Source organism: Paenibacillus ihbetae (assembly GCF_002741055.1).
Taxonomy (GTDB): Bacteria; Bacillota; Bacilli; order Paenibacillales; family Paenibacillaceae; genus Paenibacillus_AQ; species Paenibacillus_AQ ihbetae.
Genome location: NZ_CP016809.1, coordinates 5,069,697 through 5,090,166 on the forward strand (window position 1 = coordinate 5,069,697; position 20,470 = coordinate 5,090,166).

At 54.7% G+C, this 20,470-nt stretch carries 20 protein-coding genes; 13 read left to right on the forward strand and 7 right to left on the reverse strand.

What is annotated here, in order from left to right; all coding sequences use genetic code 11:
* Positions 1–11: 11 nt before the first annotated feature.
* Together BBD41_RS22660 and BBD41_RS22665 are read left to right on the forward strand one after the other, a co-directional pair.
* A complete protein-coding gene (locus BBD41_RS22660) occupies positions 12–1,100 on the forward strand; it encodes a DUF294 nucleotidyltransferase-like domain-containing protein (RefSeq protein ID WP_099478787.1) in 1,089 nt (362 codons plus the stop codon).
* Positions 1,097–1,837 (forward strand): exonuclease domain-containing protein, encoded by a 741-nt coding sequence (locus BBD41_RS22665; RefSeq protein ID WP_099478788.1) that lies wholly within the window; start codon positions 1,097–1,099, stop codon positions 1,835–1,837. The genes BBD41_RS22660 and BBD41_RS22665 overlap by 4 nt, the downstream gene beginning before the upstream one ends.
* A 76-nt stretch (positions 1,838–1,913) precedes the next feature.
* On the opposite strand, the gene BBD41_RS22670 is transcribed toward BBD41_RS22665, so the two are convergent.
* Positions 1,914–2,408 carry a M67 family metallopeptidase gene (locus BBD41_RS22670; protein WP_157929327.1) on the reverse strand — a complete coding sequence of 165 codons (495 nt, stop codon included), beginning with the start codon at positions 2,406–2,408 and terminating at the stop codon, positions 1,914–1,916.
* Between the two features lie 148 nt (positions 2,409–2,556).
* On the opposite strand from BBD41_RS22670, the gene BBD41_RS22675 reads away from it, so the two are divergent.
* Entirely contained in the window at positions 2,557–3,114 is a 558-nt protein-coding gene (locus tag BBD41_RS22675; RefSeq protein ID WP_099478790.1) for a TlpA family protein disulfide reductase, read from the forward strand.
* A 68-nt stretch (positions 3,115–3,182) separates the two neighbouring features.
* Here BBD41_RS22675 and cimA read toward each other — a convergent pair whose 3' ends face one another.
* Positions 3,183–4,799 (reverse strand): citramalate synthase, encoded by a 1,617-nt coding sequence (gene cimA / locus BBD41_RS22680; RefSeq protein WP_099478791.1) that lies wholly within the window; start codon positions 4,797–4,799, stop codon positions 3,183–3,185.
* A 346-nt stretch (positions 4,800–5,145) separates the two neighbouring features.
* Between cimA and BBD41_RS22685 the strand changes: the two genes are divergently transcribed.
* From BBD41_RS22685 to BBD41_RS22695, 3 genes are all read left to right on the forward strand, one after another.
* Complete coding sequence (locus BBD41_RS22685; RefSeq protein WP_099478792.1) at positions 5,146–6,447, forward strand: DNA polymerase IV; 1,302 nt, start codon at positions 5,146–5,148, stop codon at positions 6,445–6,447.
* A 146-nt stretch (positions 6,448–6,593) separates the two neighbouring features.
* Positions 6,594–6,833 (forward strand): ferredoxin, encoded by a 240-nt coding sequence (locus BBD41_RS22690; protein ID WP_007127715.1) that lies wholly within the window; start codon positions 6,594–6,596, stop codon positions 6,831–6,833.
* Between the two features lie 311 nt (positions 6,834–7,144).
* A complete protein-coding gene (locus BBD41_RS22695) occupies positions 7,145–8,587 on the forward strand; it encodes a L,D-transpeptidase (RefSeq protein WP_077567495.1) in 1,443 nt (480 codons plus the stop codon).
* Here the strand turns inward: BBD41_RS22695 and BBD41_RS30050 are convergent.
* Positions 8,584–8,721 (reverse strand): hypothetical protein, encoded by a 138-nt coding sequence (locus BBD41_RS30050; RefSeq protein ID WP_167392987.1) that lies wholly within the window; start codon positions 8,719–8,721, stop codon positions 8,584–8,586. The two genes, BBD41_RS22695 and BBD41_RS30050, sit on opposite strands and share 4 nt — an antisense overlap.
* 187 nt (positions 8,722–8,908) lie before the next feature.
* On the opposite strand from BBD41_RS30050, the gene BBD41_RS22700 reads away from it, so the two are divergent.
* From BBD41_RS22700 to BBD41_RS22710, 3 genes are read left to right on the forward strand one after another with little or no spacing between them, the layout of a single operon-like run.
* Complete coding sequence (locus tag BBD41_RS22700) at positions 8,909–10,003, forward strand: quinone-dependent dihydroorotate dehydrogenase (RefSeq protein WP_189636120.1); 1,095 nt, start codon at positions 8,909–8,911, stop codon at positions 10,001–10,003.
* 26 nt (positions 10,004–10,029) lie between these two features.
* Positions 10,030–10,842 carry a GTP diphosphokinase gene (yjbM, locus tag BBD41_RS22705; RefSeq protein WP_077567493.1) on the forward strand — a complete coding sequence of 271 codons (813 nt, stop codon included), beginning with the start codon at positions 10,030–10,032 and terminating at the stop codon, positions 10,840–10,842.
* Positions 10,835–11,290 (forward strand): DUF309 domain-containing protein, encoded by a 456-nt coding sequence (locus BBD41_RS22710; RefSeq protein ID WP_077567492.1) that lies wholly within the window; start codon positions 10,835–10,837, stop codon positions 11,288–11,290. The genes yjbM and BBD41_RS22710 overlap by 8 nt, the downstream gene beginning before the upstream one ends.
* A gap of 352 nt (positions 11,291–11,642) precedes the next feature.
* On the opposite strand, the gene BBD41_RS22715 is transcribed toward BBD41_RS22710, so the two are convergent.
* On the reverse strand, positions 11,643–12,101 hold the full coding sequence (locus BBD41_RS22715) for a PCYCGC motif-containing (lipo)protein (RefSeq protein ID WP_077567491.1): 459 nt from the start codon (positions 12,099–12,101) through the stop codon (positions 11,643–11,645).
* A complete protein-coding gene (locus BBD41_RS22720; protein WP_077567490.1) occupies positions 12,098–12,625 on the reverse strand; it encodes a thioredoxin family protein in 528 nt (175 codons plus the stop codon). Before BBD41_RS22720 ends, BBD41_RS22715 begins: the two co-directional genes overlap by 4 nt.
* Before the next feature lie 421 nt (positions 12,626–13,046).
* Here BBD41_RS22720 and BBD41_RS22725 point away from each other — a divergent pair, with 421 nt between their 5' ends.
* The 3 genes from BBD41_RS22725 to BBD41_RS22735 all read left to right on the forward strand — a co-directional run bounded on the left by BBD41_RS22725 (position 13,047) and on the right by BBD41_RS22735 (position 16,268).
* Positions 13,047–14,651, forward strand: a complete 1,605-nt coding sequence (locus BBD41_RS22725; protein WP_099478793.1) for an RsmB/NOP family class I SAM-dependent RNA methyltransferase — start codon at positions 13,047–13,049, stop codon at positions 14,649–14,651.
* On the forward strand, positions 14,648–15,406 hold the full coding sequence (locus BBD41_RS22730) for a pseudouridine synthase (protein ID WP_099478794.1): 759 nt from the start codon (positions 14,648–14,650) through the stop codon (positions 15,404–15,406). Before BBD41_RS22725 ends, BBD41_RS22730 begins: the two co-directional genes overlap by 4 nt.
* 61 nt (positions 15,407–15,467) lie before the next feature.
* Positions 15,468–16,268, forward strand: coding sequence for a Cof-type HAD-IIB family hydrolase (locus tag BBD41_RS22735; protein WP_077567487.1), 801 nt, complete (start codon positions 15,468–15,470; stop codon positions 16,266–16,268).
* Positions 16,269–16,409: 141 nt separating this feature from the next.
* Here BBD41_RS22735 and BBD41_RS22740 read toward each other — a convergent pair whose 3' ends face one another.
* Together BBD41_RS22740 and BBD41_RS22745 are read right to left on the reverse strand one after the other, a co-directional pair.
* Positions 16,410–17,795 (reverse strand): RsmF rRNA methyltransferase first C-terminal domain-containing protein, encoded by a 1,386-nt coding sequence (locus BBD41_RS22740; RefSeq protein ID WP_077567486.1) that lies wholly within the window; start codon positions 17,793–17,795, stop codon positions 16,410–16,412.
* 265 nt (positions 17,796–18,060) lie between these two features.
* Positions 18,061–19,227 carry a GGDEF domain-containing protein gene (locus tag BBD41_RS22745; protein WP_077567485.1) on the reverse strand — a complete coding sequence of 389 codons (1,167 nt, stop codon included), beginning with the start codon at positions 19,225–19,227 and terminating at the stop codon, positions 18,061–18,063.
* Between the two features lie 100 nt (positions 19,228–19,327).
* On the opposite strand from BBD41_RS22745, the gene BBD41_RS22750 reads away from it, so the two are divergent.
* Positions 19,328–20,464 (forward strand): glycosyltransferase family 4 protein, encoded by a 1,137-nt coding sequence (locus BBD41_RS22750; protein WP_077567484.1) that lies wholly within the window; start codon positions 19,328–19,330, stop codon positions 20,462–20,464.
* Positions 20,465–20,470: the final 6 nt, after the last annotated feature.

The following is a 20,470-nucleotide window of genomic DNA, read 5'->3' on the forward strand; positions in this document are numbered from 1 at the left end:
GAGGCCGCAGCATGGAATCCAAAGCATCCGTCAACCGGCTTCCGGAGCATTCGGAAATGCCGGACATTCAGAAAGCAAATTCAGTCGAGCAATTGCGCGATGTACGGATTGCATGTCAACAGCATCTGCTTGATCTGCGCCCCAGAATGGAGTTTTTGAAGTGGATCGCGTCCGTGAACAGCATGCATGACCTGATCAACAGGCGCGCCGCGGAGCTCTGTGAGCAGAACATGTGGGAGGCCGGCTTCGGCCGGCTTCCCGCACGTTATGCTTTTGTTGCTTTTGGCAGCATCGGAAGGGAAGAGGCGACATTATGGAGCGATCAAGATAACGGTCTGATCATCGGCGATGAGCTGCAGGAGGAAGATCTGGCATATTTCCGCGAATTCGGTGTGAGGCTCGCCGACATGCTGGAGGTGCTGGGTTATCCAAAATGCCCGGGCAGGGTAATGTGCTCAGAGCCCTTGTGGAGCATGCGTCTTGGCGACTGGAAGAATCAGATCCTTGAGTGGAGCAGTAATCACGAGTGGGAGCCGATCCGGAATCTGATCATAGCCTCCGATCTTCGTCTTATCGCCGGAAGCCCCGAGCTGTCCGAAGCATGGCTGACCCATTTCCGAAGCTCGGTGGAGCAGCATCCGGGAATTACACATGCCGTGTTGCGAAATACGGTCCGGCATAAAGCTACGCTAAACGTCATGGGCAGAATCGTGACCGAAAGGTTCGGGGAGCATGCAGGCGATTTTGACGTAAAATACGGCATGTATATCCCGCTGGTGAACAGCATTCGAACGATGGCACTGCAGCGGGGAATTATCGAGCATTCCACCTTGAAGCGGATGGAGAAAGTGATGCTGCTCGAAGGGGATAATTTGCTGCTCGAGAGCGTGCAGCGCGCATTCCTTACAGCCTTGCGTTACCGTAACGATACCCCTTGGCGCATCGAGGATGGGCTGGTCAAGAGCAGCGGTTATATTCAGAAGGAGCGGCTTAAGAACAAAAACGTGCAGTATGAGCTCCGCGATACGCTGGGCGTGGTGAGACGGATTCACCGCTCCTTGCAGCGAGAGCATCGTTTTGCGGAAAGGAGGAACCTATGACAGAGCCAGTCCAACCGGGCGGAGGGTTCTGGAATATGCTCCGCCCCCGCAACATCCATTCCGCCATCACGTCAATGCGCGGTGCCCAGACGGCGCAGCAGCTTGCCTTTATCCGTTCGCAAATGAAGGATAACCGGAGGCCGGAAGCTTTGGGGACGCCCCTGAACGAGTTGGAGGTGGTCGTGTTCGATCTGGAAACGACCGGGTTCCATCATCAGCACGGGGACGAAATCTTATCGTTCGGAGCGGTCAGGGTCTTGGGAGATCGGATCATCGAAGAGGACGAATTCCACATGATCGTTAACAGCGGCGCTCCGGTGCCCCCTTCGATCACGGAGCTGACGGGCATAACGCAGGCTATGGTCGATGAAGCCCCGCCTTTAGTGGAGGGGCTTCGCGATTTCATGAGCTTTGTCGGCGGCAGTGTTCTGGTTGCCCATGCTGCCGCGCATGACCGGGGGTTTCTGAATGCGGCGCTGTGGAAGACGTCTAAGGTCCGTCTCTCCCACAGACTGCTGGATACGATGATGCTGGCTCAGAAGCTCTTCCCCGGACAAACCGGCTACAGCCTGGATGAGCTGCTGCAAAGCAGCGGCATACCGGTGGAAGGAAGGCATCAGGCATTGTCCGATGCGCGGATGACTGCTTGCCTGTGGACGCGCTATATACGGGAAATCCAGGAGCGGGGCTTTGCCGAAACGCTTGGCGATATGTACGTTTATTTAGGCAAGGATTAAATCGCTTTGCTTCACGGGCCGTTCCGGCGGTAGAAGGCGGGTAACAGCATCGGTTCACCGCGCATGGGAGGACTGTCTAATCAGCGTCCAGGATCTCGAAGCTAAGAGGGAGGAGCAAAATCGTATTTTTCAAACCGCGTTCATCCTTGTCCATGCGTGATTCGACCCGGTAGGCGTTCAGCTTAAGCTCTTCTGTCCCAGTTCCGGCAGGTGTGCCGATCAGATAAATACTGAACAGGCCGCCGAAGGCCTGCAGGTCGGCAAGGTCCTCCCGTGAGGGCTCCGGGGAGGAGGCGGGATGGCTGTGAAACAGGCCGATGATGCCGCGCTTCGACAAGAGAAGGCGGGTCCATTCCGCCGGCTCAAGCCGAAAATGATGCAGCGGATCCTCGGCGGCATTGGGTACAGGTAGAAATTCCGATACGCTTATCGGTGCATCTTGAAGATTCCCCTGCCCGATAAGGATACCGCATGCCTCCTGAGGAAGCGCGCCGTATGTATAAGCAGCCATCTGTTCGAATACGGGCCTGCGGAGGAGAATCGGGCGGAACGGATCCTCTGATTTAGTCATGGTCATCCTCCAATCGCGATCTTCGTGCTGCGTGGTTTGAAAGTTGCCGGTTTCAGGGTACAATAGGTATTGGATGCTGATTGAGATTAGCGGAGATACGCTCCTTCAAAGCAGCATCCCACTAAGTATAGCAAAGGAATCCATACCCATGAAACGTAACATCATGATTCTGGTTCTGATTCTTATCGCGGCGGGTGCCGTCATTTATAATCAGGCCGGCGACGATATCGAGGCCGTCTTCTTGCAGGAGAAGCCTCTTCCCACCGAGACGGGAGCCAAGGCAGGGCTGCTCGCTCCGACCTTTACGCTCCAAGGCTTTGAGGACAAAGAGACGTATTCCGCCGGCGGCCCGCGTGATAAGGCGCTGCTGATCAATTTTTGGGCGTCCTGGTGCGGTCCCTGCCAGCAGGAAGCGCCGGAGCTTAACAAGCTGGCGGAGCAGTACGCAGATGAACTGGAGATTTATGGGATTAATGTAGGCAAATACGATAACAAGAAAAAAGCGCAGCAATTTATTCAAGACTACAATCTTCGTTATCCGGTCCTCACAGACCCGAAGGGGGATGTGTTCGAGGGGCTGTACCATGGCCAAGCCTTCCCTACGAATGTCCTGATCGACCGCAACGGCGTCATTCAGGAAATCATTCTCGGTGCGCCGGATCCGAAAGATCTGCACAAGAAGGTTGCGATGCTGGTCAAGGAATAAGCGGCATATTAAAAGCGCGGGTATCCGATCTTGCTTGGATACCCGCGCTCTTTTTTACATTAAATAACTTAGTGATTGACCAGGCCCTGCCGTTTCTCGGCAGCGTGCACATGCTCCGGCGATATTTGGCCGAGGAGGGCGTAACGCATACTGTCGACCAATGCCTCCCAGCTCGCTTCGATGACGTTGCTTGATACGCCGACCGTATTCCATGAATTCTCGAAGTTTTTCGATTCGATCAATACGCGGACCTTCGCGGCAGTGGCGTCTTTATCATCCAGGACGCGCACTTTATAGTCGGCCAGATGCATTTCCTTAAGCGTCGGAAAGTATTGAACGAGCGCTTTACGGAGCGCGTTGTCAAGCGCATTGACCGGTCCGTTGCCTTCAGCCGCCGTGTAGATGCTCTCCCCGGCAACGTTCACCTTAACGAAGGCCTCGGAGACTACCGGCTGTCCGGCTGCCTTCTCGACAAGCATTTTGAAGGATTCGAAGGTGAACAGCTCTTTCAGCTCCCCGCTCGCTTCCCGCAGCAGCAGCTCCAGGGATGCGTCGGCACCCTCGAACTGGTAGCCTTCATGCTCAAGCTCCTTGATCTTCCCGATAATATGCTTCGACTGCTCGCTTGCCGGATCGAGCGCTATGCCCATATCTTGAGCCTTGGAGACGACATTGCTCTGGCCGGCCAGCTCGGATACGAGCACCCGCTGCTTGTTCCCGACCTTCTCCGGCTCGATGTGCTCGTACGTCCGGGAATCGCGCAAAATGGCGGAGACGTGGATGCCGCCCTTGTGGGCAAAGGCCGCATTGCCGACATACGGCTGATTGACCGGCATGTTGACATTGGCAATTTCGCTGATATATCTTGCGGTATTGGTCAAGGTCCGCAGATTCTCTTCGCCGATGCATTCGTAACCGAGCTTCAGCTGCAGATTCGGGATGATGGAGCACAGATTCGCGTTACCGCAGCGTTCCCCGTATCCGTTCATCGTTCCTTGAACGTGGCGGACGCCGGCCTGTACAGCGCTCAGCGTATTGGCTACCGCCAGCTCGCAGTCATTGTGCGTATGAATGCCCAGGTTGGCACCCGGCAGAGGACCTTGCAAAGAAGTGACGATCTGCGAAATTTCATGCGGGAGGCTGCCCCCGTTCGTGTCGCACATGACGAGCCAATCGGCGCCTGCTTCACGGGCTTTGGACAACACGGCAACCGCATACTCCGGATTATTCTTGTAGCCGTCGAAGAAGTGCTCGGCGTCAAAGATGACCTCAAGCCCTTTCTGTTTAAGAAAGGCGATGGAATCATAGATCATGGACAGATTCTCTTCCAGCGTCGTCTGAAGCGCCGTATGGACATGGAAATCCCATGACTTCCCTACCAGCGTTGCGGCCCGTACGCCCGACTCCAGGATTCGCTTCAGATTCGCATCCTGCTCCGCAACGGAACCTTTGCGGCGGGTGCTGCCGAACGCCGTTATTTTGGAGGTTAAGCGAAGATCCTGGACTCTTTTGAAAAACTCGATGTCCTTGCTGTTGCTTCCCGGGATCCCGCCTTCAATATAATGAACACCAAGAGCATCCAGCTTCTTGGCAATTTTGACCTTGTCGTCCGCTGACAGGCTGACTCCTTCGCCTTGGGTTCCGTCGCGAAGCGTCGTATCAAAGATGGAAATGGACTTAGACATGATGTCCTCCTTTTGGGTGTCCGGGATGGACTGATGATTTTTTAATTAGCGTGGGTGGTCGTTCATAGCGCCCTGCATTCCAGATCACGCAAGGCTGCAGCCGTGCTTCTTGGGATGCATGGTGGGTACGCGATTTTCTTATAATTTTGTATTATAGCATTTCTTTGCGGGAAAGTAACAGAGTAAAACAAACTTTTAAGAAAGCAAGCCGTCTTGACCGTTCGATTCGTCGAGGGGTATGCTGTAGGCGGCAGGCATTATCCTTATCATTATCAATATCGGATATGAGATTAACCGAAATTCGGATTTAAGATAGAACCGTACCAAACAGAAAGAAGGTATCCTCATGGGACATATTGATGATTATTATCCGGCCAGCGGCCGCGTCATTCTACATGTGGATATGAATGCTTTTTACTGCTCGGTGCATGAGGCGGAAGAGCCGGAGCTGTACCGCGGCAAGCCGACGGCCGTTGCCGGCAGCGTCGAGCTGCGCAAAGGGGTCATCGTTACCTGCTCCTATGCTGCACGTGCCCTCGGCATCCGCACGGGAATGAATGTAAGGCAGGCGCTGCGGCTGTACCCGGACCTGATCATCATTCAGCCTGATTTCCATCTGTACCGGAAGTACTCCAATGCATTTATGAATATAGCGTATGCTTACACACCGCTGCTGGAAGCGACGTCGATCGATGAATGCTATCTGGACATTACCGGCTCCAAGCAATTCGGCACACCGCTCGATATCGCAAAGGAGATCCAGAACCGGATCCGCGAGGAGCTGTCCCTGCCATGCTCCGTCGGCATTGCGCCGAACAAACTGCTCGCCAAGATGGCGTCGGACATGAAGAAGCCGAGCGGGCTCTCGGTGCTGCGGATCCGGGATGTGCCGAATGTGCTGTGGGGCAAGCCGTGCGCCGAGCTGTTCGGCATCGGCCGCAAGACGGCGGAGAAGCTTCGCAAGCTGAACATTCTCACCATCGGTGATCTGGCCAAAGCCGATGAACATTTGCTGACTTCGGCCTTTGGCGTGACGGGGGCCTGGATGAAGCGCGCCGCGAACGGGATTGACCATGCGCCTGTCGTGGCGGAACGGGAGCAGAGCAAATCCATCGGGCACACGACGACGCTGCCGCAGGATGTCACCTCGAGTGACGAAGCGAAACGCGTGCTGCTGAATTTAAGCGATCAGGTTGCGCGCCGGCTAAGGCGTAAGGGCTTGATGGCCAGCGGGATCCAGATTACCCTGCGCACGCCGGATATGAAGACGATCACCCGATCGAAGCAGCTTTCCGTTCCGACCGAGAATACGGAAGACATCTACCGGGAAGCCTGTGTATTGTATGATCGGCATTGGAAGCAGGAACGCCCGCTTAGGCTGCTCGGCGTCACGCTGCAGCAGCTTGCCCGGAAGGAGGAAGCGGCGATTCAGCTGGATCTGTTCGATTATGAGAAGCAGCCGAAGAAGGAGTCGCTGACCCGGGTTATGGACGAGCTGCGCAATAAGTTCGGGGAGAGCGCCGTGCTGACGGCCGGCATGCTGGGAGATGATCCGTCGTCCCTCATCCGCGATCATAAACGGAGAGGAACATCGCTGCAGATGGACTTTGCCAGAGAGCATGGCCAATCGCGAAATAACGAAGATTAGACGTCGTTTTGTCGGAATATGTTAGGAATTTTATTTGTATTCCTAAAAAAATTGTATTAATATATGAAGATGGTGGAGCAAATCCGCCGGCTTGTATTTTGTTCATTTAAAAGAATGTTTATAGATATACAGGAGGAAGAGAAACTATGGCTAAATACACCTGGGTTGATAAAGATACCTGCATCGCTTGCGGCGCTTGCGGAGCAACAGCCCCTGATATTTACGATTATGATGATGAAGGCCTGGCGGAAGTAATCTTTAACGGGGACAATAACCGCGGGGTGACGGAAATACCGGAAGACATGCACGACGACATGCTCGATGCTTGCGACGGTTGCCCGACGGATTCCATCCGCATCGCTGACGAGCCGTTCAACGCTGAATAATTGCGAGTCGGCCAAATACCATAACATGCTATATTTATGAACTCATAACTTACGTCCCCTGCCTGCAGCGGCAGGGGACGTTTTTCGTATGCGCGAATAACGATAAATGCGAGCTACATACGCGAGAGAGTGGTGTAAGGCCAAGACATGGGGCAGAAAATATAGGGCTAGCATGACATAAGGACATAAGGCTAGCATGACATATGCCATCAATCTGTAATTTATACATATTCCGGATACAGGATCCGATATAAAGGATATGGACATATCCAGATCTAGATAACAATTGAAGCCGTATTGGAGGCTCTCATATGAACAATTCAATGTACCTTAAAAGGTATGTAGAGACCCATCCCGATAACAAGATGGCCTGGTATTTGCTGGGCAAGGAGTACGAGCGGGCAGGAGAGCAGGGCAAGGCCACTTACTGCTATAACCGGGCTGAGGAGGTATACGAGGCCTTCGAGCTTAGCAAAGTCCCTTCGGACATATGGAAAAATTACGAGCAGCGCCTGCTGCAGCTCGAACGGGAGAAGGAGCTCAAGCGGAGGCGGAACCGGCGCTGGCTGGTAGCCCTCGCGCTGCTGCTCCTCGTTCTCATTCCGCCAGTGCAAGCTCCGGGATATCCGGGAGGATTGCCGGCGGAAGCCGATGCTCAGCCTGATGCCCCGGCTTCCGCCGCGGCGATCAGGCAAGCGGTGGGCGAACGCGGAGATAAACCGATGTTCACGGCTGTAGCCGAAGGCAGAAGCGCTGCAGCCGACGACGGAGCGGACGAAGAGGGAGACAGCGCATTGCCTCGCCTTCTAAAGCATCCCGAGCAGTTACCTTCATGGTCGGTTGCGCTTGGCATGCCCCGCCGGGGCAAGTGGCTGCTCTGGAGCAGCGATATGGAGCGGTTATATGCATTGCATCGGGACCGGGCAGGGGAAATAGCGATTACGCCGTTCGAAGGAGCTGCCGGAGAATGCGAGTGCGAGCCGCTAAGCAGCGCAGGATTGGCCCGAAGGGCGGGACAGTGGGCGGATCTGCAATTGGAGACGGCGGTGCTGGAGAAGGCGGTGGAGGGCTATCATACCCGGCATGGGCGGCTGCCCGATTCGCTGGATGAGCTGACCCGGCCGTTTCCGAACAACTGGCTGTCCGGCCGATCGACTGCGATGGAGGACATGTTTGATGTCCTGATTCAGCGGAAACAAAACGCTGCCCCTGCCGGGAAGGCGCAAAATGGCACCAGGGGGAAAGCGGAAGAAGGAGCGCAGAACAAGCTCGGATACTGGGGCACCTCACCGGACGGAGCACCATATTTCAAGGAGCCGCTCGAGGTCATCATTGACAAGGATAAGCATCGCCTCGCTGTGGTCAGCGGTAAGATTATGCTTCGAAACTATGCGGTCGGGCTTGGCGGAGCCAAGACGCCGCTTGGAGATTTTCAGATCAGCGATAAGGTGGTTAACCCGAACGGGACGACCAGAGGTCCGTACGGCACAAGAGGCATGCAGTTATCCGATACGCTGTATGCGATACACGGCACGGAGGAGTTGGATAGCATCGGGGCGGACGAGTCCGAGGGCTGCATCCGGATGCTGAAGGAGGATGTCGAAGAGCTGTTCGATCTGGTTCCGATGGGAACCTCGGTGAAAATTCGGGAAGGGGTTCTGCCTGACGAGCTGTGGACTCCTAAAGAGCGCTTCAAGCTGAAGCACAGCCAGGGTCAGACCAACCCCGCCAAGGTGTATCACTGGCTTGATTAAGGCTGGGAGATCATAATCAATACGATAATGAGGATAACAAGGAGTGCGATGCCTGTGCCGATCCACAGCAGAGCCTTTTTGTTAACCTCTTCTTTTTTTTGCTGCAGGACTGGAGGCTTTCGTTTGGCTGACATATGGCGTTCCCTTCTTTCTCAATGAAATAATCGCTGATTGCCTTATATTGTATAGGGTTTGCGCCCAAAAATCCATAACATGTCCGCCCGTTAGCGCGCCCGGTTTACACCCAAAAACTTTCTTTTTGCCGCGGAAACGGCTAAACTGAAGGGTAGAGAAATTAACTGGATGAGAGGAAGAGTCGATGTGCTGTACCGCAATATAGGCAAACCTTTATTTTTCAAAATGGACCCGGAAAAGGCCCACCATCTCGTTGTCGGCGGCCTCGGGCGAGCCTCCGGCGTCATCGGCGCGGAAGCGGTCATGCGGGGGATGTATGGCGTGAGCGAAACGCCGGACTTGGCCGTGGACCTGTTCGGACTTCATTTCCCGACACCGGTCGGGCTTGCCGCCGGATTGGATAAAAATGCGCAAGCCGTCAAGGGATTTTCCTCCATCGGCTTTGGCTTTATGGAAGTAGGTACGGTTACACCGAAAGCCCAGCCGGGTAATGAACAGCCGAGGCTGTTCCGTTTGCCTCCGGATGAGGCGCTCATCAATCGAATGGGCTTTAATAATGAAGGTGCCGACGCGATGGCGAAGAGGCTGTCCGCGCTCAAGGAGCGCCGGATTCCGGTAGCGGTCAACATCGGTAAAAATAAAGCCACGCCGAACGAGAAGGCGAATGGCGATTACGAGGCCTGCATCCAGGCTTTGTTTCCGTACGGCGATTTTTTCGTGGTGAATATCAGCTCGCCGAACACGCCGGATCTGCGGAGCTTGCAGCACGGCAGCGAGCTCTCATCATTGCTTGAAGCGGTGATGAACGAGATGAACCGTCAGGCCGGCGTTCACGGCAGCCGGAAGGCTGTGCTCGTCAAGATTGCGCCGGACGTGAGCGATGCCGAGCTCGAGTATATGGTGGAGACGATCCGTGCGAGCGGGGTATCCGGCATTATCGCTACCAACACCACGCTCTCCAGGGAGGGGCTTACGCACAGCAACGCCAAAGAGACCGGCGGGCTCAGCGGAAAGCCGCTGCGAGAGCGCTCGACTGAAATCATCTCGCGGATCTATAAGCAGACCGGCGGAACGCTGCCGATCATCGGCTCCGGAGGAATCTTCACGGCGGCCGATGCATATGAGAAAATACGCGCAGGCGCCAGCCTGGTAGAAATTTATACGGCACTTATCTATGAAGGGCCCGAGGTCAACCGCAAGCTGCACGCCGGTCTGAGGCAGCTGCTGGCGAAGGACGGCTTCAGCCATATTTCCGAAGCTGTCGGGGCGAATCATCGGTAAAGGGGTAAAGACAGGAGGCAAGGGCAATGGACGTTAGAGACTGGGGGACATTTTTGCTTCCGTACGAGCAGACCGTTGAAGAATTGAAAGTCAAATTCAAGACGATGCGCGCAGAGCTTAAGAAACGGGAGGAATATGCGCCTATCGAATTCGTAACGGGCCGGGTCAAGCGGATATCGAGCATACTGGATAAGGCGAAACGCCTTAATGTTCCCATGGATCAGCTGGAAACCGGCATCGAGGATATCGCGGGCATCCGGATCATGTGCCAATTCGTGGAGGACATCCGGCGGGTTGCCGAATATATTCGCGCACGGAAGGACCTGACGGTATTATACGAGAAGGACTATATAACGAACTTTAAGGAAAGTGGCTACCGCAGCTTTCATATGATTATCGAGTATCCGGTGCAGACCGCGCTCGGGCAGAAAAAGGTGCTCGCCGAGATTCAAATCCGGACGCTTGCCATGAATTTCTGGGCTACGATCGAGCATTCGCTCAGCTACAAATATAGGGAAAGCCTGCCTGACGATATCCGGGAACGCTTGAAGAAGGCCGGCGAAGCGGCGAACACGCTGGATACCGAAATGTCCAGCATCCGCGAGGAGATACTGGAAGCGCAGCGTCGGTTCGAGGATGACTCCAACATTACGACCCAGGTGCTGCATGCGATTCACCAGCTGTACTTTTTCCATTTGGTCAACGAAGCGATCGCCTTTCAGGAGCGCTTTAACGCCATCTGGCAGGAGCATGATATGGAGGAAATGAAGCTGCTCCTGGACGAAGTAAAAGAGCTGCTGGTGCAGGCCAAGAAGAAAGTGAACGAGTACGATGTATGAACGGCTGTACGTAGCGTTCCTCGTTTACTTTAATCGGGACCGGGACTATTTCGAATGCCATGAGGTGCTGGAGGAGCTTTGGCTCGATACGGATAAGGATCCGAGATACAAAGGGCTCCTTCAAGCGGCAGTGGCCCTGTTCCATTTCCGGAACGATAACATCCGGGGCGGGTTGAAGATGTTTCGCAGCGCGGTAAACAGGCTTGAAGGCTATGCCGAAGATGAGCTCGGCATCCGGATGGGGAAGCTGGTGGACGAGATGCGGGAGTATGTCCGAGGGCTGTCGGGGTACGAGCAGCATCCTATTCCTTACCGGGATCTCACAATCGACATCGTGGATCCGGAGCTTCAGAAAGCCGTCGATGAAGCATGGAGGCATATTCGTCCAAATGTGCCGCAGCGGCGCAAGCCGGAACGGCCGCGTACGAAGCAGGGATTGTCCTCCTGATCCGGGATGGGAGAGGAATCGTCGGACCTATCGATCATGGATTTAGTGCAAGATGAAAAGATAAAAAAGAGCTGCCCGTCAGTAGGATAATCTACTTGGGCAGCTCTTGTTGTAGTGATATATGAATGGAATTGCACGCAGCAGCGTAGAGGACGAAACGAATCCGGACAAGCGAGAGCGGTCGCCTTTGTCCCTGAATTTCTTCCTTTGTTCAGAGGATTTTAGGGAATTTAGGGGCAACAGCGATGGGAGGAACGATTCGTGCTCGAAGCGCCTTTCCAGGCAGATAAAAGAGCTGCCCGTCAGTAGAATAATCTACGTGGGGCAGCTCTTGTTTTACCGATATATCGAATCAGGACTCGGTGCCTTTATATTTATTGTCGATAAATTGCTTGATTTCATCGACGGATTTGCCTTCGTCATGAAGCCGCTTGGCATCCTGAAGCTCGGTAAGGCATATGCCGCACTGGGCGCCATGGTCCGTCCATTTCACTTCGCCGTCCTTGCTCTCGGCGATAAAGCAGCGGTGAAGGGAATCGTGATAACCGGTTTCCTCGTCCATGCAGCCGCAGTAGCATTTGATCTCTTTGAGGATGTCTTCCAATTCGCCGACCGTCGCATAGGTCGCTTGCGTATTGTCGGTGTAGCTTGACAGGAACTTCGGCATCTCGCTTAGGCTTGCCGTTGTTTCATACCGTTCGGAGGCAGCTCCATGGTGATGCCCTGCGGTTGCAGATTCCTTGCCGCCGCAAGCGGCAAGAAGCATGCCTGACAGAATGAAGGTAAAAAGAATGGCCCGGGCGCGCTTCATTTCGTCACGCTCCCTTTATATTTGTCGAGGAATTGCTTGAAATCGTCCAAGCTGTACCCTTCAGCTGCGCCTTCCTGCTTCAAACCGCCGACCATGCGTTCCTTCTCCACACCGTTCTCAAAGTAGACAAGCGTAGGGGTGAACTCGATGTTGTATTCTCTCCAGCCTTCCTGGTATTCGCGCAGGTTGTACTGGTGCAGCATAACGCCCGCATCGCTGGCCAGCGGCATCAGTTCAGGGGTTGTCGCCCGGCAATGCGGACAGTCGGATGCGAAGAAGTACACGAAGAAGTTCTCCTTGTTATTGACCTTGTCCTTCAATTGATCAGGAAGTATGATATTCTGATAGTTCGGATCATTCAGCAGTTCCTGCGTAGCCGGATTCAGGCTGGATATTTTCTTGCCGCCGTACAGATCGCTCTTCCCGCCCGAGAGGTTCAGGATGACGAGCGCCGCAACAAGGACAACGAATACGCCTCCGAAAGCGTACAGTGATGTGTAGTTATTCTTTTTTTTCCGATTCATGAATACACCCCTTAAGGATTAATAATAAGCGCATAACTGAGAGTTCGAAAAGTCGGTCTTTCAGCACCGAAGCACATACTTCCGAAGTGCGTTTCTTCAAAACGCTTTAGGTTGGATGAAGCTAGGGGCTGAGGAGCGGAGCGTACGTTTTGGGTACGTGAGCACCTGAAATGTTTCCGTAGGAAACATACTTCGAAAGCACAAGCATAGGCCCGGCTGAATTCAAGATTCGATCCGAGTTACTTCTTGACTCCCTTCGTGATCAAAAGACGACTTTTTGAATAACCTCTATAAGGACTTGTCCTTTTTAATGTAGTTTATTATACAATATTAACGGTAGGAGCGGAACATGCGAAACGCCGCTACATATTGACGAAATAAGCAAGCAACAGATCCGATACAGAACAGGTAGGTACTAAACATGGCATTACGACTGCCCTCGCCGTTCCAGGCGAAGATGAAAACACTGCTGGGATCAAACTATGACAATTTTATGAAATCCTATGAACAGCCGCCGTTTGCCGGGATCCGGGTCAACACGCTGAAGATCACGGATGAAGATTTCCGCCGCATCTCGCCTTATAAGCTGGATCCTATCCCTTGGTGCAAAACCGGCTATTATATTGAAGAAGGGGAGCGTCCGGGACGGCATCCGTACTACCATGCGGGGCTGTATTATATTCAGGAGCCGAGCGCCATGGCTCCGGTCGAGCTCCTCGGAGTGGAGCCGGGCGACATCGTGCTGGATCTGTGCGCCGCTCCGGGCGGGAAATCGACGCAGATAGCCGCCAAGCTGCAGGGCAAGGGAATGCTGGTCAGCAACGACCTGCATCCGGACCGCACCAAAGCGCTGGCCAAAAACCTGGAAATGTACGGGGTGCGCAATGCCATTGTGCTTAATGACAGCCCGGAGCGGATTGCCGAGGCCTTTCCCGAGGCCTTTACGAAAATACTGATTGATGCGCCCTGCTCAGGTGAAGGCATGTTCCGCAAGGACGAGTCGATGCTGAAATATTGGGAGGAGTCTTCCCCGCAAACGTTTGCCGGAATGCAGCGCGACATCTTGAAGTCAGCCGTGAAGATGCTGCGTCCGGGAGGAACGCTTGTGTATTCTACATGCACTTTCTCGCCGGAGGAGAATGAAGGAATGATTGCAGAGCTTCTGGCGGAGCATCCGGAATTCCGGGTCATGCCGATTGACCATTCGGGCCCGTTTTCGCCGGGAGAATCCGACTGGTTGGAACGGAATATGGGGCATATCTCCACTGAATTGCGTGAACAGGTCGCCGGAACTGGCAGGCTGTGGCCGCATAAAGTTCAGGGGGAGGGGCATTTTGTTGCCGTTCTCAGCCGGGACGGCGAGCTTGCACGGATGGAGGACGCCGGGGAACATGCGCCTCCTGTTCATGCGGACACTGCCGCCGGCGGCCACCTGGCAGTCTCGTCCGGCAAGGAGAAGCGAAGCGAACGCAAGGGACGGTCGTCCCTCCGGGATCCGCGCAAAGGCAATCCGCGCGGAGGCGGAAGAGGCGGACAGGCGGATTCCCCTCGGCTGGACGGCGCTGGGCGTCCGGCCGGTTCCATCTCGCTGGAACCTTTTACAACGTTTCTGAGGGAGCATCTGGCAGGAACGCTTTATGGTTATCCGATTACCTACGGGAATCACGTGTATTTGTCCCCGTTACCGAATGAACGCCTCGAGGGGCTCAAGGTGATCCGCCCCGGGTGGTATATGGGTCAGATCAAGAACGAGCGTTTTGTTCCCGGCCATCCGCTGGCAACCGCTCTTCGCGCCGAGGAATTCGTGCGGACGATCAGCCTGCATTCGGAGGACGGAGAAGCGATCCGTTATCTGAAGGGCGAGACGCTGTCCATACCGGAGGAGCGGCTGCATCTTTTCGGGGCTGCAGAAGGAAAGGGATATGTGTTAGTCTGTATTGACGGCTACTCGGCAGGCTGGGGCAAATGGCAGGGCGGCATGCTTAAGAACGAATATCCGGCAGGTTGGAGGTGGACATCCGTATGAGTGCAAAGGGAAGAACGACACAGCGGTTGGATAAGGTGTTGTCCAACATGGGGTTCGGCTCCAGGGCAGAGCTGAAGAAGAAGGCGAAGAGCGGCAGCATTGTCGTGAATGGAGCGGTCGTGAAGGACCCAGGGAAGCATGTGGATCCATATACGGATTCGATTGAAATCGATGGAGAAGCCATCGCCTATCGGGAATATGTGTATTTAATGCTGCATAAGCCTCCAGGCGTGATCTCGGCGACGGAGGATGTGCGGGAGCGGACGGTGCTGGATCTTCTGGATGAAAAATATCTTGTGTTCGAGCCGTTTCCGGTTGGAAGACTGGATAAAGATACGGAAGGCCTGCTGCTGCTGACCAATGACGGCAAGCTCGCACATGAGCTGCTGTCGCCCCGAAAGCATGTGCCCAAGACTTATCAGGCGATCGTCGAGGGGCGGGTGGATGAGGAGGATATCCGGCAGTTTGCCAGGGGCGTGACCCTGGATGACGGGTATGTGACCTTGCCGTCGGAGCTTGTTATTGACGACCGGGAAGAGCAGGGCGATGGAAGCATTCGCTCCCGCATAACGCTGACCATCCATGAAGGCAAGTTCCACCAGGTCAAGCGGATGTTCGAGGCGGTCGGTAAAAAGGTGATTTACCTCAAGCGGATCAGCATGGGAACCCTCCGGCTGGACGAATCGCTTGAGATCGGATCCTACCGGGAGCTAACAGAGGTGGAGCTGGCCGGCATCGGCCGGGCGATGAACTAAATATTAAATGGACGAGCTAAAGATATAGATAACGACAAAAGTGGATAAGGATGGGTGGAGAATGGCATACAAATTAGTAGCGCTTGACGTAGACGGGACGCTTCTGAATGATGAGCATGAAATAACCGAAGTTACCAGGAACACCGTGATGGAAGCTGCAAGGCAGGGCATTGAGATCGTGCTGTGCACAGGCCGCGGACCGCTCAACTCGATTCCGTTCATGGAGAGCATGGGGCTTGGCGGTTATGTGATCAGTCATAACGGGGCGGCTACGGTGGAGGTCGAAACGAAGCGAATCGTTCACCAGTTCGGCATGGAGCAAGCGGAGCTCGATCCGTTTATGGCCTACTGCCGGGAGCGGGGGGTTCATTTCGACATCAATACGGCCTTCGAGATGTATGTGGACAATGTAGAGGAGCTGGCAGGTCCTGTCCGGCATATGTATGAAAATTACTTGATGATGCCGAGCAATCTTCCCGCCTGGGAGGAGCTGCCTGACCCGGTTGTCAAATTTACCGCCTTCGGCGAGCCCGGGGATATGGATGCCGTGCTCAAGGACTGGAGCACATGGACGATGACCCTTAACATGCTGCGCAGCGGTGAATACTTCATCGATCTGATGCATGCGGAAGCTTCCAAGGGCAATGCGCTGAAGCAGCTTGCCGCCAAAAGGGGGTACCGGCAGGACGAGGTGCTTGCCATCGGCAACTATTATAACGATATTACGATGCTTACGTTTGCCGGCATGGGCATTGCGATGGACAATTCGCCGGTCGAGGTCAAGGCGGCTGCGAATGCGGTGACCGCCTCCAACAATGAAGACGGCGTTCACGAGGCTTTGGTCAAATACTGCTTGTCCTAGTGCTTTTATGCTCCGCGCATAAAACAAGGCGCTGCTGCAACCACGGATGTGGCTGCAGCAGCGCCTTATTTGCTTGAATGACAGGCCACATGAAGCTATCGCAATGTCGTCAAGCATAAAGGAACGTGAAATGTTTCCGCATTACTTGAACTGGCGCAAGCCTTTAGGCAGGTGATTCTTGAGCTGTCCGCCGCTGGACTTGCCCCATCCGAGGGGCAGACCGTCGGTCGTCACAAGTGCCCATCCTTTATACTCGGATGGAACCGACAGCGTTTCGCCCCTGAGGTAGGCCGAGACCTCGGCCGAATCCGGGGACAGATCGACGGTACGGGCCGCTTGCTCCGGCTTGCTGGCCATCGCTAGCGCGTGGGCGGGCTCGATCCGGTTCTTCTTGAGGTGGGCGAGATGAAGACCGGCACGGAGAATTTTCAGCCCGCGCAGCTGATGCTCGCTCCAGCTCCAGCCTTCGCCGGCCGGCAGCCAGTAAAGCTCGTCCCCGAACAAAAGAGGAGCGCCCGGAGGCAGCACATGGCCCGGTAAATCTTGCTCGGCCCAGGCTTTGAACGCTTCAAGGGCCGACCGCTCCGCCGACGGCTTGTCTCCCCGTTTTGGCTTGCCGCCTCGCTTGGACTCCGCCTCAGCATGAACCCGCTCGGCCGCAGAAGCTCCCTCCGCGCTCTTGACGAGAACGGCCACGAAGTGGCCTTCTCCCCGTTCCCGGTGGGGCCACAGGCGCTTCATCCCCCGAAGCTCAAGCTCGGGATACCGGTCAAGGATGCGCTGGACCAGCTTCTCGTTCTCGTCTTCATTAAAGGTGCAGGTGGAGTACGCTAACGTGCCTCCAGGCTTCAGCATGGCGCAAGCGTCCTGCACAATGTCCCATTGCCTGGAAACGCACAGCTCCACGTGGGAAGGCGACCACTCATCGATCGCGCCGGGATCCTTGCGGAACATCCCTTCGCCCGAGCAGGGAGCATCCAGCATAATCCGGTCGAAGCATCCGGGGAAGCGGCGGGACAGCTCGTCCGGTGCGGCGCTGGTCACAACGGCATTGGAAATCCCCATCCGTTCCACGTTCTCGGAGAGGATTCGGGCACGCTCCGGGTGTATCTCATTGGCGATGAGCAGTCCGCGTCCCGCCATTTTGGAAGCAATGTGGCTGGTTTTTCCTCCCGGTGCCGCGGCAAGGTCAAGGATCGTCTCTCCCGGCTGCGGGTCAAGCATTTCTACCGCTGACATCGCCGAGGGTTCCTGAATATAATATAGTCCGGCAGTATGGTACGGATGTTTGCCGGGACGTACCGTTTCATCATAATAATAGCCTGTACCGCACCAGGGAACCGGCGACAGCCGGAAATCCCGCAGGATGTTCCGTACAGGTTCTGCAGCCCGTTCTGCCTTCAACAGATTAAGACGAAGGCCTTGCGCGCGGGGCATGTCATAGCTGGCAAAAAAATCGTCCGACTCCTCTCGAAGCAGCTCCTGCATACGGGAGACGAAGTCGGCGGGCAGTTGTTCCTTTCCCATCCGGTCAGCAGCTCCTTTTCGTGCAAATATCCGTTGTTCTCTCTCGTAACCGCAAGCAGCTCACGCAGAAGCAACTATAGGGGTAACGGCGCTTAGGACGACGTCCGCGCCGGGACGATGCATTATGCGAACTCGTGGCAAACGATCCGGGCTCTTGAGGAACGGTCAATAGTTTATCATGCGGCGATGGTGCTCGTAAAGAATGCATTACGACCCGATCTGCCGCAAAAAAAAGACCGCCCTGATTAAGGGACGGCCTTGGCCTTCATTGGACGGCGGCTTCCTTCGGCTCATTGAGCAAATCCTCTAAAGAGCGGTAATCGGTAACCTTATTCTTGCCCGTCGTTTTCGAATGATACATCGCTTTGTCCGCTTGATCCATCAGCTCGTCCCCCTGGACGCCCTGACGGAGCACGCTGTACCCGACACTGATGGTCACGATGGTCTCCGCAGCCACGCGGGCCCGGATATTCTCGGCAACCTGGGAGGGCTTGATCCTGCGATCCACCACGAGCGCAACCAGCTCCTCGCCTCCGTATCGGCCGGTAATTCCGATCCCGTCAAGCTCCTCTTCCATGATAGCGGCTACTTGCTTGAGCACTTCATCGGCCCTGGCGTGGCCGTGGGTATCGTTAAGCTTCTTGAAATTGTCAATATCGCAGAAGATTGCGGATATCTTCAAAGCCTGGGCGGTATAGTGATCCAGGTATTTCATGAAGTGTCTCCGGTTGTATAGGCCGGTCAAGCCGTCCGTGATGGCCGAGCGATAGATGGATTGCATCAGCTCTACGATCCGCCGGAACAGGATGAAGAACACAAGGGTGTAGAACAACACCGGAAGCGCGAGCGCAAAGCCCTGCACCGGGATGGATACGATGCCAGTGTAGGTTTGAATGGCTTGAAGGGCGAACCACAGGGCATAGGCGGCAAGCCCGACCGCATATTTCACGGGCTGCCCGATGCGCGGAACCCCTTTCGTAAAGGCGGTATATAAAGCGCTGAGCAAGATGAAGTCAAAATATAAGCTTTGCCAGACCGGATCTATGGTGAAGGGCAGAAATGATGGGAGAAGCAGCGGAAGCAATAGAAGGGCGGCGGTCAGCAGCGGGAGCCAGTAATGCATCGTCTTGATTTTGCGGTACAGCATGACGACGGACATATTGAGCAGCACGAACGAGAAGAGGCGAATGATGCGAAGCACGATCGGTTCAGGCGAAAAATCGACAATTCCGATCCATGCCGAATGGATGTTCAGACCCTCGTGTGTCATAATGAAAGAGAAAGCAGCCGCCATATAAATATATGCGCTCTTCCGCTGCCTGCTGTACATAAACAGGCACATGATCAGCATCATGAACGCGATGCAAGCTCCGCAGACAGCGAATACTATTGGCAGAGGCGAAGTCGACCAAGAGGTCAAATCTGTGGACAAATGGCTTCACTCCTGTAGGTTTCCTTTGCATGAAACATATGTTCTAATATATCATATCGAAAAAGATTCTGGAAAGAGATTTATAGAAAGGGAGATCCCCATGAAACTTCTTCAAGCATTATTCTTCCCTCCTGAACAGCCGGGCGGCGTATCGTCGATGATTCCATATTTGCAGGAACGGTTCCATTCCTCGCGATGGGAGATGGAAATGTTCTGGCTCCCGAAGCGGATCCGCAATAAAGGGCACGAGGATCCGGTCTTCCATACCTTAGACTGGAAAGAATTCGGGGAAAGCCCGATCGTCGCAAAATATATCCAGACCTACCGCGATTATTTATGGTGGACCCGGCTCCGCATCCAAAAGCCTTACGATCTCATTCATAGCCATCATCCGATTGCAGGCATGTCCATGAAGGCCGTATTCCCGGAGGTTCCGCTTATCCAGACCGTCCATTCGAGTTATGAGCGGGAGCTGATTTTGAACGGGAAAATTCGAGAGGGCGGGCCGGAGCACCGGTTCCTCACCTCTTTATACAGAGAGCTTGAGTATATCAGCGACCGTTTGGTGACGGTTTCGGAATCCTTCAAGTCCTATATGTCACCCTATGTGGATCAGGCCGACTCGATCGAGGTCATCCATAACGGATTCGATGATCGGCGCTTTAAGCCGGTTCCCCATGAAAATGCGGTCCCTCAGCTGGTGACGGTATGCCGCCTTGTTCCTGCGAAGGGACTGGACATTCTGCTCCAGGCTTGCGCCGAGCTGAAACGAAAGGGTCATGATTATGTCCTTCATATCATCGGAGACGGCCCTGCACGCCAGGAGCTGGAGGAGATGGCCAAATCGCTGGGCATTTACCAGGAAACGATTTTTTACGGATACACACTTCATCCCGAAGAATTCATGCCATTCTTTGATATCTTCGTTCTGCCGTCGCGGGCGGAAGCGTTCGGCTCCGTATTCGCCGAGGCGGCGCTGAGCTGTCTTGCGCTTGTCGGCACCAATGTCGGCGGCATTGCCGAGCAGATTGAGGACGGGGTGAACGGGCTGCTGGTGCCCACGGAGGATCCGAAGGCGCTGGCGGACGCGCTGGAGAAGGTTATCGTGGACCCGCTGTACCGGTATGAGCTGGCCCGAACCGCGTCGGATAAGGCGAAGAACCAGTATTCGTTGTCCCGGTCGGTCAATCAGCTGAAAAAAATGTATTTGAATTATCAACCGAAGAAAGAGAGCTAGAGAGCG

Bases quoted from the DNA above. Each gene is read 5' to 3' on its own strand.
- BBD41_RS22750 (WP_077567484.1), top strand. From the start codon at position 19,328: ATGAAACTTCTTCAAGCATTATTCTTCCCTCCTGAACAGCCGGGCGGC.
- BBD41_RS22715 (WP_077567491.1), bottom strand. From the start codon at position 12,101: ATGAAGCGCGCCCGGGCCATTCTTTTTACCTTCATTCTGTCAGGCATG.
- cimA (WP_099478791.1), bottom strand. From the start codon at position 4,799: ATGTCTAAGTCCATTTCCATCTTTGATACGACGCTTCGCGACGGAACC.
- BBD41_RS22740 (WP_077567486.1), bottom strand. From the start codon at position 17,795: ATGGGAAAGGAACAACTGCCCGCCGACTTCGTCTCCCGTATGCAGGAG.
- BBD41_RS30050 (WP_167392987.1), bottom strand. From the start codon at position 8,721: ATGTCAGCCAAACGAAAGCCTCCAGTCCTGCAGCAAAAAAAAGAAGAG.
- BBD41_RS22660 (WP_099478787.1), top strand. From the start codon at position 12: ATGGAATCCAAAGCATCCGTCAACCGGCTTCCGGAGCATTCGGAAATG.
- yjbM (WP_077567493.1), top strand. From the start codon at position 10,030: ATGGACGTTAGAGACTGGGGGACATTTTTGCTTCCGTACGAGCAGACC.
- BBD41_RS22685 (WP_099478792.1), top strand. From the start codon at position 5,146: ATGGGACATATTGATGATTATTATCCGGCCAGCGGCCGCGTCATTCTA.
- BBD41_RS22675 (WP_099478790.1), top strand. From the start codon at position 2,557: ATGAAACGTAACATCATGATTCTGGTTCTGATTCTTATCGCGGCGGGT.
- BBD41_RS22720 (WP_077567490.1), bottom strand. From the start codon at position 12,625: ATGAATCGGAAAAAAAAGAATAACTACACATCACTGTACGCTTTCGGA.
- BBD41_RS22730 (WP_099478794.1), top strand. From the start codon at position 14,648: ATGAGTGCAAAGGGAAGAACGACACAGCGGTTGGATAAGGTGTTGTCC.
- BBD41_RS22710 (WP_077567492.1), top strand. From the start codon at position 10,835: ATGTATGAACGGCTGTACGTAGCGTTCCTCGTTTACTTTAATCGGGAC.
- BBD41_RS22695 (WP_077567495.1), top strand. From the start codon at position 7,145: ATGAACAATTCAATGTACCTTAAAAGGTATGTAGAGACCCATCCCGAT.
- BBD41_RS22725 (WP_099478793.1), top strand. From the start codon at position 13,047: ATGGCATTACGACTGCCCTCGCCGTTCCAGGCGAAGATGAAAACACTG.
- BBD41_RS22735 (WP_077567487.1), top strand. From the start codon at position 15,468: ATGGCATACAAATTAGTAGCGCTTGACGTAGACGGGACGCTTCTGAAT.
- BBD41_RS22665 (WP_099478788.1), top strand. From the start codon at position 1,097: ATGACAGAGCCAGTCCAACCGGGCGGAGGGTTCTGGAATATGCTCCGC.
- BBD41_RS22690 (WP_007127715.1), top strand. From the start codon at position 6,594: ATGGCTAAATACACCTGGGTTGATAAAGATACCTGCATCGCTTGCGGC.
- BBD41_RS22670 (WP_157929327.1), bottom strand. From the start codon at position 2,408: ATGACTAAATCAGAGGATCCGTTCCGCCCGATTCTCCTCCGCAGGCCC.